This is a genomic window from Acidaminococcus sp. CAG:542, assembly GCF_000437815.1.
Taxonomy (GTDB): Bacteria; Bacillota; Negativicutes; order Acidaminococcales; family Acidaminococcaceae; genus Acidaminococcus.
Genome location: NZ_FR902016.1, coordinates 1 through 14,732 on the forward strand (window position 1 = coordinate 1; position 14,732 = coordinate 14,732).

A 14,732-nucleotide genomic window follows, 5' to 3' on the forward strand; every position below is an offset into this window, starting at 1 on the left:
TCTCCACCTGGGTGGGGGGAGTGCCGAACCGGTCGATGATCTCGTCCATGAGATCGTTCCGGTCTTCGAACTTCATGTCTCCCAGACGGTGGTACAGTTCCAGTTTGTACCGGGGATTGTCGATGTAGTCGTCGGGGATGTAGGCATCCAGCTTCATTTCAATCACCGGATCCGGAGCAATGGGTTCGTCCGGGTTCCCCCCGTTCTGGAGGGTGTTGATGGTCTTTTCCAGCAGCCGGCAGTACAGGTCGAAACCCACTCCGGCAATCTGGCCGTGCTGTTCCGCCCCCAGCAGGTTCCCGGCGCCCCGGATTTCCAGATCCCGCATGGCGATTTTGAACCCGGCCCCCAGTTCCGTAAAGTCCCGGATGGCCTGGAGCCGTTTCTGGGCCACTTCACTGAGTACCCGGTCCTTTTTGTACAGGAAATAGGCGTAGGCCAGCCGGGAGGACCGTCCCACCCGCCCCCGCATCTGGTACAGCTGGGAGAGGCCGAAGTTTTCCGCACCGTCGATGATGATGGTATTGGCCAGAGGCACGTCCAGGCCGTTTTCGATAATGGTGGTGCACAGGAGCACATCGAAATCCCCGTGGTAGAAGCCCAGCATCACGTCTTCCAGTTCGTCCTCGCTCATCCGTCCGTGGGCCATACCGATGGTGATCCCAGGGACCAGTTCCCGGAGATGGGCGGCGATCCGGCTGAGCCCTTCGATCCGGTTGTGGACGTAATAGATCCGTCCGCCCCGGCGGATTTCCCGTTCCAGGGCTTCCCGGACCATCCCGTCATCGTATTCCGCCACATAGGTTTCCACCGGCAGACGGTCTTCGGGAGGAGATTCGATGATACTCATGTCCCGTCCCTTTACCAGGGCCAGGTGGAGGGTCCGGGGAATGGGGGTGGCGGACAGGGTCAGTACGTCTATGCCGGCACTGCGCTGTTTGATTTTTTCTTTCTGGGCCACCCCGAACCGCTGTTCCTCGTCGATGATCAAAAGCCCCAGGTCGTGGAATTCCACATCCGGGTTCAGGATCCGGTGGGTTCCGATGAGCACATCGATTTTGCCTTCCGCCACCTTTTCCATGATCTCTTTCTGCTGTTTGGGGGTCCGGAACCGACTGAGCATTTCCACCCAGACTCCGAAGGACCCCATCCGCTGGGAGAAGGTCAGGAGATGCTGTTGGGCCAGCACTGTGGTGGGGGCCAGCACCGCCACCTGTTTCCCGTCCATGACCGCCTTGAAGGCGGCCCGGATGGCTACTTCCGTCTTCCCATAGCCCACGTCCCCGCACAGGAGCCGTTCCATGGGTACGGGCTTTTCCATGTCCGCCTTGATTTCGGCGATGGCTTTCAGCTGGTCGGGGGTTTCCTCAAAGGGGAAACTGTCCTCGAATTCCTTCTGCCAGTGGGTATCCGGAGCAAAGGCATGGCCCGGGGTGATTTTCCGCTGGGCATAGAGCCGGAGCAGTTCCGTGGCCAGGATGGTAATGGCCTTCTGGGCCTTCCGGGTGGTCTTCTGCCAGTCTTTCCGGCCCATGTTGGACAGTTTGGGAGGGGTGCCCTCGTTGCCCACGTATTTGTGGAGGAGCCCCACCTGTTCCACCGGCACGTGGAGCTTGTCCCCCTTGGCATACTGGAGCTGGAGATAGTCCCGGTGGACCCCGTTCACTTCAATGGTTTCCACCCCCATGTACCGGCCGATGCCCTGTACATCGTGGACCACGTAATCCCCCACCTTGATGTCGGAGAAATAGTTGAGAGCCGGTCCCTTTCCCTTGGATTTCACCAGACGGCGTTTTTTCTGCATGCCGAAAATGTCGCTTTCGGTAAGCAGCAGCCATTTTTCATCCCAGAAATAGAACCCGTTGGTAAGGCTTCCCTGGAAGACCACTCCTCCCTGGTCCGGCACTTCCTGGAGCTGGCCGGCAAAGGCCATGGGAAGGCCCGCCCCTTTCAGGCTTTCCGCCAGGCCTGCCGCCTTGTCCCGGGTCCCCATCATGATCAGGGGATGGACTCCCTGGTCCAGCCAGCCCTTCAGGTCTTTCTGGAGCAGGTCGGTGTTCTTGTTGTAGGGGGCCATGGCCCGGACCTGGACATGGAGTTTGGGGGCTTCCGGAAAATAGGGATGGCCCAGATCACTGACCGTCACCAGGTGGCATTCCCCGGCCTGGAGGAGCATGGTCTCCGCCTCCAGCAGCTGGTCGGCAAATTCCCGGTTGTCCCCGAAGCTTTTCCGGCATTCTTCAAAAAAGGCTGCCGGTTCATCCAGCACCGCCAGCTGGTCCGGGGACAGGTACTGGAACAGGGAGGCGCCGACTTCCTGGCTCTGGACCGCCAGGGGCATGATTCCCACCTGTTTGATGGCGCCGATGCTCCGCTGGGTGTCCAGGTTGAAATGCTTCATGGCATCGATGGTGTTGTCGAACCATTCGATCCGCACCGGATCCTTGCCGTTGATGGGAAACACGTCCAGGATGTCCCCCCGGACGGCCACCTGGCCCAGGGTATCCACCTGTTCCGTCCGTTCATAGCCGGCTTTCACCAGCTTTTCCACCACCAGGTCCTGGCCGATTTCCTGGCCCACTGCCAGTTTCAGGTTTTCCCGGACCAGGGATTCCGGGGCCGGCAGTTTCTGGATGGCGGCTTCGGCGGTGGCAAAGATGATCCCCGGTTCTTTCCGGACGATCATTTCCAGGGCCGCTGCCCGCTCCGCCATGATCTGTTCGTTCCGGGTATCCACCTGGCCGTGGATCAGGCTGGCCGGATACAGTTCCCGCATGGCCAGATCCGGATAGAAATAGGCCAGTTCCCGGCGCTGGGCCCGGATGCTTTCCCGGTTCACCGTCAGGATCACCAGAGGCCGGGCCGGCTGGAGGGTTTCCTCCAGGGCGCACAAAAGCCCGGCTTTCACAGATCCTGTGAGGCCGGTAAGCTGGATGGGGCCGGCTTTCTTCTTCCAGAGCCCGGCTGCATCCTGGACATTTTTTTCCTGCTGCAGCAATTTCGTCAGTTGATTTGTCATAGAATTCTCTCTTTATGGAAATAGGGAAAGGGGGATTCTGCCCATAAAAAATATGTGCAGAATCCCCGTCAATGCTTGAAGGGCTGTTGCTTATGCAACAGCCCCCTTCCATTACAGTTTAATGCTGATGTTGTTCCGGTCGAAGGTGTGTACACCGTCGATGAAACGGACAGTCCCGGTGGCATACCGCATGGAGATGGTATGGGTACGGGCACCGTTGCCGAAGTAGTTGACCCCACGGAGCATGTCGCAGTTGGTGATGGCCGTTGCAGTGAACATGCAGTCATCCCCTTTGACCAGGTCGTCGATGGTCAGGATCTTCTTGGTGTCTTCGATGCCCATCTTCCGGCACCGTTCCACCTGGTCTTCGTTTTCCGGAACCAGACGGGCCTGCATGTCGCCGCCCAGGCATTTCAGCCCGCAGGCAGCCAGTACCCCTTCCGGAGCACCGCCCCGGCCGATGTACATGTGGACACCGGTGCCTTCGATCCCGGCATCGATGATGGGATCCACATCCCCGTCGCTGATGAGACGGATCCGGGCCCCTACAGCACGGACTTCTTCAATGATCTTCCGGTGACGGGGACGGTCCAGGGCCACTACGGTCAGGTCGTTCACGTTCCGATTCAGAGCCTTGGCCACCCGTTCCAGGTTGACGCTCACCGGATCGTCGATGTTGATGCAGCCTTTGGCCCGGGGACCTACGGCAATTTTATCCATATACATGTCAGGCGCATGGAGCAGACAGCCTTTGGGAGCAATGGCAATCACGGCAATGGCACCGTTCTGGCCTTTGGCCACCAGGTTGGTCCCTTCCACCGGGTCTACGGCAATATCCACTTCCGGACCGCCGGCCCCTACTTCTTCACCGATATACAGCATCGGGGCTTCATCCATTTCCCCTTCGCCAATGACCACCGTGCCGTTGATGTGGACGGTATCAAACATTTTCCGCATGGCATCTACAGCCAGCTGATCGATGCCATTCTTGTCGCCCCGGCCAACGCCACGGGCACTGGCAATCGCTGCGGCTTCCGTTACACGGACAAATTCCATGGATAATTCTCTGTTCATTCCATACGCCTCCCAATTTTGTTCGGCAATTTTCATTGCCTTATCATTGTAACCGCTATTCCTGCAGAAATCAATGGTTATGATACTTCAACGCTGCTGCGATGAAGGCCTTGAACAAAGGATGGGGATTGGTGGGACGGGATTTCAGTTCCGGATGGAACTGGGCCCCCAGGTACCAGGGATGTACATCCGTAGGCAGTTCCACCATTTCCACCAGTTTCCCGTTGGGCAGGGTGCCACCCAGTACCAGACCATGGCTGAACAGTTCATCCCGCAGTTCGTTGTTCACTTCGTAGCGGTGACGGTGCCGTTCGCTGATCATATCGGTGCCGTAGGCCTTTTCTGCCAGGGTGCCGGGATACAGCTTGCAGGGATAAGCCCCCAGCCGCATGGTGCCGCCTTTGATTTCCACACTCATCTGTTCCGGCATCAGGTAGATCACCGGGTACGGAGTGTTTTCGTCGAATTCCGTGGAGTTGGCTTTGGCCATGCCGCACACGTCCCGGGCATATTCGATGACCAGGCACTGCATCCCCAGGCAGATCCCGAAGAAGGGGATTTTGTTTTCCCGGGCATATTTGGCTGCCAGGATCATCCCTTCGATGCCCCGGTCGCCGAAGCCCCCGGGCACCAGGATCCCGTCCACGCCTTTGAAGATCTGGGCAAAGTCCGCTTTGGGATCTTCCAGGTCCACAGCGTTGATGTATTCGATGTCCACATCCGCGTCATGGAAATAGCTGGCATGTTTCAGGGCTTCCACGATGCTGATGTAGGCATCGGGCAGTTCCACATATTTGCCCACCACGGCAATGGTGGATTTCTTGGAATGGGGAGCCAGGATCTTCTTCACCATGGCGTGCCAGGCGTCCATGTCCTTGGGCCGGTCTTCCATGTCCAGTTTCCGCAGGACCACTTTGTCCATGCCCTGGTCTTCCAGCAGCATGGGAACTTCGTAGATGCTGGGAGCGGTGATGGACTGGAACACGGCGTCCACATCCACATCGCAGAACAGGGAAATCTTTTCCCGCATTTCCTTGCTGATTTCCTTTTCGCTCCGGCACACCAGGATATCCGGGGTGATGCCGATGCTCCGGAGTTCCTTGACGCTGTGCTGGGTGGGTTTGGTCTTCAGTTCGCCGGCGCCGCTGATGTAGGGCACCAGGGTCACATGGATGTAGAGCACATCGTTCTTGGGTACATCCTTCTTGACCTGGCGGATGGCTTCCATAAAGGGTTCGGATTCAATATCCCCTACGGTGCCGCCGATTTCAGTGATCACGAAATCCGCATTTTCTTCCCGGCCAACCCGGTAGACCCGTTCCTTGATTTCGTTGGTGATGTGAGGAATGACCTGTACCGTGCGGCCCAGATAATCGCCCCGGCGTTCCTTGTTGATCACGGACTGGTAGATCCGGCCTGCGGTCACATTGGAGTTCCGGGTCAGGTTGATGTCAATGAACCGTTCATAATGGCCCAGATCCAGGTCCGTTTCCGCCCCGTCGTCAGTGACGAACACTTCCCCGTGCTGGTAGGGGCTCATGGTACCCGGGTCGATGTTGATGTAGGGATCGAATTTCTGGATGGTGACTTTGTAGCCTCTGCTCTTGAGCAGACGTCCCAGAGAAGCCGCCGTAATCCCTTTCCCTAAAGAAGACACCACGCCGCCCGTTACAAAAATATACTTGGTCATTTTCTTCCTCCCTTTTTCTGGCTTTCGCCCAACTTTACATATGGTCCGGTGCACTGACACCCAGGATCTTCAAACCGTGGCGCAGGGTATTGCCCACAGCTGTAATCAATGCCAGACGGGCCTGCTGGAGTGCAGGATCCACGCCCAGGACACGGCACTGGTTGTAGAACGAATGGAACAGCCCGGCCAGATCGTACACATAGTGGGCGATCTTGTGGGGTGCCCGTTCGGCTGCCGCCGTATCGATCAGTTCCTCATAGTCATTGAGTTTCTTGATCAGGTCGATTTCAATGGGTTCCTTCAATACGGAAAGGTCACAGTCTTTTTTGAGGGTGATCTTTTCTTCTTCCATCTGCCGCAGGATACTGCAGATCCGGGCATGGGCGTACTGCACATAGTACACCGGGTTGTCGTTGGAATGTTCGGTGGCCAGGGTCAGGTCGAAGTCCAGCTGACTGTCCATGCTCCGCATGATGAAGAAGAACCGGGCCGCATCGGTGCCCACTTCCTCGATCAGTTCATTGAGGGTAACGCTTTTGCCGGTACGCTTGCTCATCTTCACCAGTTCCCCGTTCCGGTACAGGGCCACCATCTGGAGGATCAGCACTTCCAGCCGGCTGGGATCATAGCCCAGGGCTTCCATGGCCGCCTTCACCCGGGGAATGTACCCGTGATGGTCGGCGCCCCACAGGTTGATCACCCGGTCGAAGCCCCGCTGGAACTTGTTCTGGTGATAGGCGATATCCGCGGCAAAATAAGTGGAAACCCCGTTGTCCCGGATCACCACCCGATCTTTATCGTCTCCGAAGGCAGTGGATTTGAACCACTTGGCTCCGTCTTTTTCGTACACATAGCCTTTTTCCTGGAGTTCATCCACCACCTGATGGATCTTGTCTGCATCGTGGAGGCTCTGTTCGCTGAACCACACGTCGAATTCACAGTGGAAGGCTTCCAGGTCTTCCTTCAGAGCCGCCAGTTTTTCTTCCTTGGCAATGCTCTGGAACTGTTCCAGCCGTTCTGCTTCCGGCATATGGATGAATTTGTCCCCGTATTTGGCCTTGATCCGCCGGGCGGTTACCTTGATGTCTTCCCCATGGTATCCGTTTTCCGGGAATTCGCAGGGGATATCGAACAGCTCCAGGTACCGGGCGTTCACGGAAAGAGCCAGGTTGTGCATCTGGTTCCCTGCATCATTGATGTAGTATTCCCGGGTCACATCGTAGCCGGCGGCCTTCATCAGATTGGCCAGGGCGCTGCCTACAGCCGCTCCCCTTCCGTGGCCCACATGGAGAGGACCGGTGGGATTGGCGCTGACGTATTCGATCTGGATCTTTTCCCCGTTCTTGGCCGGCAGGTTTCCGTAGTTCTCGCCCTTGTCCAGGATGGCCCGGAGGGATTCACCCAGCCAGTCTTCCTTCAGGTAGAAGTTCAAAAATCCGGGACCGGCCACTTCCACCTTTTCCACACTGGGGCAGTCCAGGAATTCCTGCACCGCAGCAGCGATCACCCGGGGTGCACAGTGGAAATTACGGGCAGCCTGCAGGGCAAAGTTGGTGGCAAAATCACCAAAGGCCTTCTGGGGCGGTACCGTAAGGACCACCGGGGCCATCTCCCCTTGGGACAGCTTCCCTGCCTCAATGGCCTTCCGGACGGCGGCGGCCACGGCCTCCGCCAGTACTTTCTTCATGTCCACGCTTTTCTTCCTCCTCAATCTCGATCTGCAAACGAATGCTTCCATTGGGCTGGCTGTCCATTTCCAGGTCGTAGAAGACCCGGACCTGCCACCCATGGTTCCGCTTTTCAATGGCCAGTTCCCTGGTGAAGACCGTCATGGGAACAGTAAAATACGGGGTCCTGTACTGAAACGAACTGTTCCGGCCCCGTTCATACTGCTGCCGATGTTCATAACGGCCATGCCGGATTACCGTCAGGGTATCCTCCGTCCATTTCAGGGTGGTGCGGGTTCCCTCCATGCCGGTGACTTCGGATTCCTCGTACCGGACATAGGTGGTGCCGTCTTTTTCCGCCAGCTGCCCGAAGGCCACCAGGGTGGCAGGGTCTGCTGCGCCGGCTCCCACGGTTTCACTGTGGATGGTAATCTTTACAGGTATCATGGCTTTCTCCACAAAAGTAGAGGGTTGCCCCTGTGCAAGCCAGCACCATCAGCGCGGCGAAGGAGCAAGCCCTCATTCGGATTCGTTATGTAGTCTCTGTCAGCAAAAAATATAAATTGTCTTGCCTTATTCTTGTTTATTTTATATTAAAGCGGCCCAAAAGGCAAGGATTTTATTCCAGGTGATACATCCGGTCCGCTTCGTCATATTCGTCCAGGATCTCCTGGGGCGGCATTTTGTCCATAAGGCTCACCAGCACAATGGCGGCCAGGGACAGGAGGAACCCGGGGATGATTTCATAGATCCCGGTCCAGGAAAAGAAGTTCTTCCACACCAGCACCGTGACGCCCCCGGCCACGATCCCGGCAAAGGCCCCGTTCATGGTCATCCGCCGCCAGTACAGAGACATGAGGATCATAGGCCCGAAGGCGGCGCCGAACCCGGCCCAGGCGTAGGACACGATGTTCAGGATCATGCTGTTGGGATCCAGGGCCAGGTACATGGACAGAAGGGACACCACCACCACCATAATGCGGCTGAGCCGGACCATGGTGGCCGGAGAGGCATCCGGGTTGATGAGAGGTTCATAGAAATCCCGGGTCACGGAGGAGGCGGTGACCAACAGCTGGCTGCTGGAAGTGCTCATAATGGCCCCCAGGATGCCGGCGGTGATCACCCCGGCGATGAAGGGATCGAAAAAGTCGTCGCTCATGCGGATGAAGACGGTTTCCGCTTCCGTCCCTTTCAGGATGTCTCCCAGGTACACCCGGCCGGTGAGCCCCACCAGCACTGCCATGGCCAGGGAGATCACCACCCACACCATGGCGATGCGGGTGGCCTGGGGAATGCTCTTGGAGGTCTTGATGGCCATGAACTTCACCAGGATGTGGGGCTGGCCGAAATACCCCAGGCCCCAGGCCAAAAGGGACAGAATGGCCACCAGGTCCAGATGGCTGCCGTCAGCCCCGGCGATCAGGCTGAAATAATTGGGGCTGATGGTGTGGAGCCGGGCCATGGTGGGTTCCACCCCGCCCATATAGTACATGGCAGTCACCGGCACCAGCAGGATGGAGAAGAACATCAGGAAACCCTGGAACAGGTCCGTCCAGCACACGGCGGAAAAGCCCCCCACCAGGGTGTAGAACACTACGATGCCCCCGGTGATGAACAGGGAGGTGTGGTAGTCCAGCCCGAAGGCGGAGTTGAACAGCTTGCCCCCGGCCACAAAGCTGGAGGAAGTGTAGATCAGGAAGAAGATGAAAATGAAAATGGAGGAAGCCACCCGGAGCTTCTTCTGCCGGTCCTGGAACCGGTTGTCAAAGTACTCCGGCAGGGTGATGGAATTGTGGAGCACCTGGGTGAACACCCGGAGCCGTTTGGCCACAATGGCCCAGTTGGCCCATGTCCCCAGGATCAGTCCCAGGGCGATCCAGAAGGCACTGATGCCTGCCAGATAGGCATAGCCCGGCAGTCCCATGAGCATCCATCCGCTCATATCCGAGGCCTCTGCACTCATGCTGGTGACCCAGGGTCCCAGTCCCCGTCCTCCCAGTACATAGCCTTCCATGTTTTCGTCTTTTTTGTAGGTGCCCACACCGATTCCGATCAGTACCCCGAAATACAGAACCAGAGCAGCCAGCGTTCCCCATTCCATATGCATGGCTCCACTCCCTTTCACAAGTTTTTCTGCAGTGAATTGTGTCAAATATATTTATTATACCGGAAAAAGGGGAATGGAAGCAAGGGGCTGCTGACAAAAAGGGGGTGTTGCACAGCACGTGCAACACCCTCTTTTTTCTCACTGTATATACTTTTTGTCCCGTTTCAATGAATCCGTCAGGTCCTGGCCTCCCAGCACCGTAACCGGTTTTCCCTTGACGGTGAATTTCACACTCTGGATTTCCGGAAACTCGGTAAGGGTATCCACCACGGCGTAAAGCATCAGCAGGGTGTCATGGTCCCCCCGCCGGGTCTGGAACTGCCGGCTGAAGTCCACGGTGGCGGTTTTGCCCTTCACCGTCACCTTGTTCACCTTGGTCCCTTTGGGGAAGGTGGTGTCTCCCTGGGGTGCCTTTTCCACCAGTTCCTTCAGTACCAGCAGGGGCAGCTTGTCCCGGCTTCCGGACAGCTGGACCGTCTGGGCCTTCAGTTTGCCCCCTTTGCCCGCCCGGTACAGGGTCTGAGATGCCGCCTGGGGTGCCGTCTTGCCGGCCTGCTGGCCCGCAGCCGCCGTTTCCTTCTGGGTTTCCGGATGGACGGTGGTACTGGAGCCGCTGCAGCCTCCCAAAAAGGCCATGGCCCCCAGCAGCAGGAACACCGCCGTCCAGCGGGTCAGTCTTTTTTCCATGGGATCAGCCTCCTTGATGTTGGTTGTAGAAGTCTTCGATACCGTCGGCAATGGCGTTGGCCACCTTGTTCTGGAACCAGTCGGAAATCAGGAGCTTTTCCTCCCGCCGGTTGGTCAGGAACAGGCATTCCACCAGAGCTCCGGGCATGGTGCTCCGTTTGTTCACGTAGAAGTTGGCGTACCGCACTCCCAAATCATCCACGTCGGCGGTTTTCATCAGCTGATCCTGGATGCACTGGGCCACCTGGATATCGTACTTGGTCTTGGGATGGTAGTAGGTGGAAAAGCCCCCTACACTGGTGTTTTCACTGGCATTGATGTGAATGCTGATGAACATGTCAGAATGGCTGTTTTCCGCCACATCCACCCGGGCCTGGAGTTCTTCCGCATCGGTGGCGTCCGGCCCGTACACATCCACGTCGGTGGTCCGGGTCATGTAGACAATAGCCCCTTTCTTTTCCAGCAGGGCCTTCACCTTTTTGGTGATGGGCAGGGTAATGTCCTTTTCATAGGTGCCGGTGACCAGCCCGTGGGTCCCGGGATCCGTGCCCCCATGGCCGGCGTCCAGGGTGATCCGTTTCCCCTTGATGCCCCCTACCACAGAGTAGGTGTCCCCGAAACTGGGTTTGGGACGGGTGGGCTGCCAGGGCGAGCTGGAAGGCCGCTTGGTCCGTTTGGGGGTGAAGGTCTTTTGAGGCGGTGCCGCAATCACATCCACCACTACCCGGGTGGGCCGTTTGGCCACTTTGTCCGCCTTCAGGCTGAACACGTTGAACATCCCCTTCTGGAGGGGCTTCTTCATCATCACATGGACCACTGTGGCATTGACTTTCCGCTCCAGGTACACCTTGGAAACGTACGTGGCCTTCTTGGGGGTAGTGACACGGGGAATGGATGATTTCAGGTTGCCGTACACGGTGACCCGCAGTTCATTGTCCAGCATTTCCGTCTTATATTTCGTTGCCTGGTTGGTATCCAGGACAATCCGCAGCCGTCCGTTGGGATTGACCCCGTACACCACATCCTGGATTTTGGATGCTGCCTGTGCATTTCCCGTTCCCAGGCATGCCACCAGACAGAAAAATAATAACAGCAGTTTTTTGAACACGTTGGAACCTCCTCTTGGGACGCAGACGGTTTCCCCTGCCTCCCAGACTACCCGGCCATTGTAACACTTTCCCAGGGTTCATGCAAATCAGGCCGGCGTGCCGTCCGCTGTGGGCGGGCCGGCCATTTTTCATCCCTTTCTGACTTTTTCCAGAGCTGCCGGCAGCTGAAGCACCAGGTCTCCGGCCGCCAGGCCGATTTTCCCGTGACCGGCCGCCAGATCCCCGGCCAACCCCTGGAGATAGACCCCGCAGCAGGCCGCCTGGCCCAGATCCAGCCCCTGGCCCAGGAGGGCGGCGATGGTGCCGGTAAGCACATCCCCGCAGCCTCCTGTAGCCATCCCTTCATTGCCAGTGGTGTTGAGGAACACCTGGCCGTTGGGCAGGGCCACCACTGTGGGAGTGGATTTCAGCACCACCACAGCGTCCCATCTGGCCGCCCCTTCCCAGGCCGCCTGGACAGGATCCTGGAGGATTTCTCCCGCTGTTTTCCCCAGCAGCCGGGCCATTTCTCCCGGATGGGGGGTGAAAATCTTCTTTTTCAGGGAACGGAGCAGGACATCATCCCCGGCCAGGGCATTGAGCCCGTCCGCATCCAGCACCAGGGGCTGGTCCAGCTGGGGCAGCAGTTCCCGGAGATACTGGACCGTTTCCGGGGCTTTCCCGGCTCCCGGACCCGCCGCCACCACATCATAGGCCCGGAAGGCCTTCAGGCTGGCTTCCGTCACCGGCCGCACCATCACTTCCGTGGATTTGATAATGAGAGGCTGGAGCACTTCCGGCTGGGTGTAGAGAGTCACCAGGCCGGCGCCTGCCCGAACTGCCGCCTTGGAGCACAGTTCCGCCGCTCCGGCGTAGCCCAGGCTCCCGGCCAGGATCCCCACCCGGCCGTTCATGCCCTTGTGGGCATTGGGAGGCCGTTTGGGCAGCACATGGCGGACCAGGTCTTCCGTGAGAAGTTCCGCAGAGCTTTCCGCTTCCAGCACCAGGGAAGGGGGCGTATTCAGGTCCGCCAGGATGATCTTTCCCGTATATTCGGCACCGGGATACAGGTACAGTCCCGGTTTGGGGGCGATCATGGTCACGGTGGCCCGGGCATGAAGGGCCAGGTCCGTGTATCCGTGGTCCGCTTCCACCCCGCTGGGGATGTCCACCGCCAATACCGGCACCGGCACCATCTGGAGAGTTTCCAGAAGGGACCGGATAGGCTCCCGAACTTTTCCGTGGAAACTGGTCCCCAACAGGGCATCAATGAACAGATCACCCTGGGCGCAGGCCTGGAGCACCTCATTCTGGTCCTTTTCCCACCGGAGGATGGTGAAGGGGAAGCTCTGGCAGATCTTGTACTGGAGAGCGGCTCCCGGGCCGAAACTTTCCGGAGCTTCCGCCAGCACCAGGGTCACCAGGGCTCCCCGCTTCAACAGGAACCGGGCGGCGGCCAGGCCGTCTCCCCCGTTGTTCCCCTTGCCGATCAGCAGGATTACCCGTTTTTCCCGGGGATCCCCCAGTAGTTCCAGGGCGGCGTCGGCCACTGCACGGCCGGCGTTTTCGATCAGGACGGCTTCCGGGATCCCCATTTCCCCGATGGCCTTGGTATCCACTTTCTTCATGGCTGCACTTGCAATCAGTTTCATCTTATTCCTCCAACAGTACCTGGGCAATGGCATTTTCCGCCGTATGGCTGAGACTTACATGGACCCGTTCCACCTGACGGGTGAGAGCCGCCACCCGGAGCTGGCCCATAAGATGGAGCCGGGGGGCTCCCGTCTTTTCATCGGTGAGCACTTCCACCTGCTGAAGCTGTCCCGGCAGGATCCCGGTGCCCAGGGCCTTGCCCAGGGCTTCCTTGGCCGCAAACCGGGCCGCATAGGATTCCACGCTGTGGGCCCCTTTCGTTTCGCAGTAAGCGATTTCATCCTGGGTAAAGGTCTTTTCCTTGAACCCAGGCTGCTTCAGGGCCCGTTCCATCCGGCCCACTTCCAGGATATCCACACCAATGCCAAGAATCATAACCATTCCTTCTTTCACGCAATTTCTATCTTATTGAAATGATGTAACAAAATCATGACAAATCTGTGCTATTTCTATTGCATTTACAGACCGTGCTGCTTTTTCCATTCCTTGATCTGCCGGAGCCGCTCTTTGTACCGGGCCTCCAGCCCCTGTTCCGTGGGATGGTAGTAACTCCGGTCCTTCAGCCCGTCCGGAAGACACTGCATGGCTGCCATTTTCTCCTTGGTGTCATGAGCGTACTGGTACCCCTTCCCATACCCCAGCTCTCCCATAAGTTTGGTGGGAGCGTTCCGGATCTGGAGGGGCACCGGTTCGTTGAGATGCTGCACCGCGTCGGCTTTGGCCTCATTGTAGGCCAGTTCCATGGCGTTGGATTTGGGGGCCATGGACAGATAGATCACCGCATGGGTCAGGTTTACGGAACATTCCGGCATGCCAATGAAATGGCAGGCCTGATAGGCCGCCACCGCGATCTCCAACCCCCGGGAATCCGCAATGCCCACGTCCTCGCTGGCGAACCGGACCACCCGCCGGGCAATGTACAGGGGATCTTCCCCGGCTTCCAGCATCCGGGCCAGCCAGTATACCGCCGCATCCGGGTCGGAATTCCGCATGGATTTGTGGAGGGCGGAAATCAGATTGTAGTGTTCTTCCCCGGATTTGTCATAGAGCAGGGCCTTTTTCCCGGTGCACTGCTCAATCAGTTCCCGGGAAATATGGATTCCGTCCGGTTTCCGTTCCCCGTTGAGGACCACCATTTCCAGGGTAGCCAGAGCGGACCGGGCATCTCCGTTGGACAATTGGGCCAGGAACTCCAGATCTTTTTCTTCCAGATGGACCCTTTCATTCCCGAACCCCCGGGGATCCTTCAGGGCCCGCAGCAGGATCCCTTTGATGTCCTCCTGGGTCAGGGCCTTCAGCACAAACACCTTGCAGCGGCTCAGGAGCGCCCCGTTCACTTCAAAGGAGGGGTTTTCCGTAGTAGCTCCGATCAGGATGATGGCCCCTTTTTCCACAAAGGGCAGGAAGGCATCCTGCTGGGCCCGGTTGAACCGGTGGATTTCGTCCACGAATACAATGGTCCGGGCCCCGAACCGCCGGTTGTCATCGGCCCGCTGCATCACCGTGCGGATGTCCTTGATGCCGCTGGTCACTGCGGAAAAGTTGATGAAATTGGCTTTTGTGGTATGGGCGATGATCTGGGCCAGGGTGGTCTTCCCCACCCCCGGAGGCCCCCAAAAGATCATGGAGGAGATTTTGTCCTCTTCGATCAGGTTCCGGAGGATTTTCCCCGGCCCCAAAAGATGCTTCTGCCCCACGAATTCGTCCAGGTTCCGGGGCCGCAGCCGGGCCGCCAGAGGCTCCTCCG

At 58.2% G+C, this 14,732-nt stretch carries 11 protein-coding genes; all 11 read right to left on the minus strand.

Annotated features, from left to right (window positions below; all coding sequences use genetic code 11):
- A partial coding sequence (gene mfd, locus QVO43_RS00815) for a transcription-repair coupling factor (protein WP_288174252.1) occupies positions 1-3,019 on the minus strand: 3,019 nt, incomplete at its 3' end.
- A gap of 111 nt (positions 3,020-3,130) precedes the next feature.
- Positions 3,131-4,093 (minus strand): class II fructose-bisphosphatase, encoded by a 963-nt coding sequence (glpX, locus tag QVO43_RS00820; RefSeq protein WP_022486731.1) that lies wholly within the window; start codon positions 4,091-4,093, stop codon positions 3,131-3,133.
- Between the two features lie 70 nt (positions 4,094-4,163).
- Positions 4,164-5,783: a CTP synthase gene (locus tag QVO43_RS00825; protein ID WP_022486732.1), complete on the minus strand. Its 1,620-nt coding sequence runs from the start codon at positions 5,781-5,783 to the stop codon at positions 4,164-4,166.
- A 34-nt stretch (positions 5,784-5,817) separates the two neighbouring features.
- Entirely contained in the window at positions 5,818-7,476 is a 1,659-nt protein-coding gene (argS, locus tag QVO43_RS00830; protein ID WP_022486733.1) for an arginine--tRNA ligase, read from the minus strand.
- On the minus strand, positions 7,418-7,897 hold the full coding sequence (locus QVO43_RS00835; RefSeq protein ID WP_022486734.1) for a DUF1934 domain-containing protein: 480 nt from the start codon (positions 7,895-7,897) through the stop codon (positions 7,418-7,420). Before QVO43_RS00835 ends, argS begins: the two co-directional genes overlap by 59 nt.
- A gap of 172 nt (positions 7,898-8,069) precedes the next feature.
- Positions 8,070-9,557, minus strand: coding sequence for a sodium/proline symporter PutP (gene putP / locus QVO43_RS00840; protein ID WP_022486735.1), 1,488 nt, complete (start codon positions 9,555-9,557; stop codon positions 8,070-8,072).
- A gap of 138 nt (positions 9,558-9,695) precedes the next feature.
- Positions 9,696-10,244: a GerMN domain-containing protein gene (locus tag QVO43_RS00845; protein WP_022486736.1), complete on the minus strand. Its 549-nt coding sequence runs from the start codon at positions 10,242-10,244 to the stop codon at positions 9,696-9,698.
- A 4-nt stretch (positions 10,245-10,248) separates the two neighbouring features.
- A complete protein-coding gene (locus QVO43_RS00850) occupies positions 10,249-11,352 on the minus strand; it encodes an N-acetylmuramoyl-L-alanine amidase family protein (RefSeq protein WP_022486737.1) in 1,104 nt (367 codons plus the stop codon).
- 129 nt (positions 11,353-11,481) lie between these two features.
- Positions 11,482-12,984 carry a bifunctional ADP-dependent NAD(P)H-hydrate dehydratase/NAD(P)H-hydrate epimerase gene (locus QVO43_RS00855; RefSeq protein ID WP_022486738.1) on the minus strand — a complete coding sequence of 501 codons (1,503 nt, stop codon included), beginning with the start codon at positions 12,982-12,984 and terminating at the stop codon, positions 11,482-11,484.
- Between the two features lies 1 nt (position 12,985).
- Positions 12,986-13,360, minus strand: coding sequence for a holo-ACP synthase (acpS, locus tag QVO43_RS00860; RefSeq protein ID WP_022486739.1), 375 nt, complete (start codon positions 13,358-13,360; stop codon positions 12,986-12,988).
- An 83-nt stretch (positions 13,361-13,443) separates the two neighbouring features.
- On the minus strand, positions 13,444-14,732 hold a 1,289-nt coding region (locus tag QVO43_RS00865; RefSeq protein WP_288174254.1), incomplete at its 5' end, for a replication-associated recombination protein A.

Bases quoted from the DNA above. Each gene is read 5' to 3' on its own strand.
- glpX (WP_022486731.1), bottom strand. From the start codon at position 4,093: ATGAACAGAGAATTATCCATGGAATTTGTCCGTGTAACGGAAGCCGCA.
- QVO43_RS00825 (WP_022486732.1), bottom strand. From the start codon at position 5,783: ATGACCAAGTATATTTTTGTAACGGGCGGCGTGGTGTCTTCTTTAGGG.
- QVO43_RS00835 (WP_022486734.1), bottom strand. From the start codon at position 7,897: ATGATACCTGTAAAGATTACCATCCACAGTGAAACCGTGGGAGCCGGC.
- putP (WP_022486735.1), bottom strand. From the start codon at position 9,557: ATGCATATGGAATGGGGAACGCTGGCTGCTCTGGTTCTGTATTTCGGG.
- QVO43_RS00845 (WP_022486736.1), bottom strand. From the start codon at position 10,244: ATGGAAAAAAGACTGACCCGCTGGACGGCGGTGTTCCTGCTGCTGGGG.
- QVO43_RS00855 (WP_022486738.1), bottom strand. From the start codon at position 12,984: ATGAAACTGATTGCAAGTGCAGCCATGAAGAAAGTGGATACCAAGGCC.
- acpS (WP_022486739.1), bottom strand. From the start codon at position 13,360: ATGATTCTTGGCATTGGTGTGGATATCCTGGAAGTGGGCCGGATGGAA.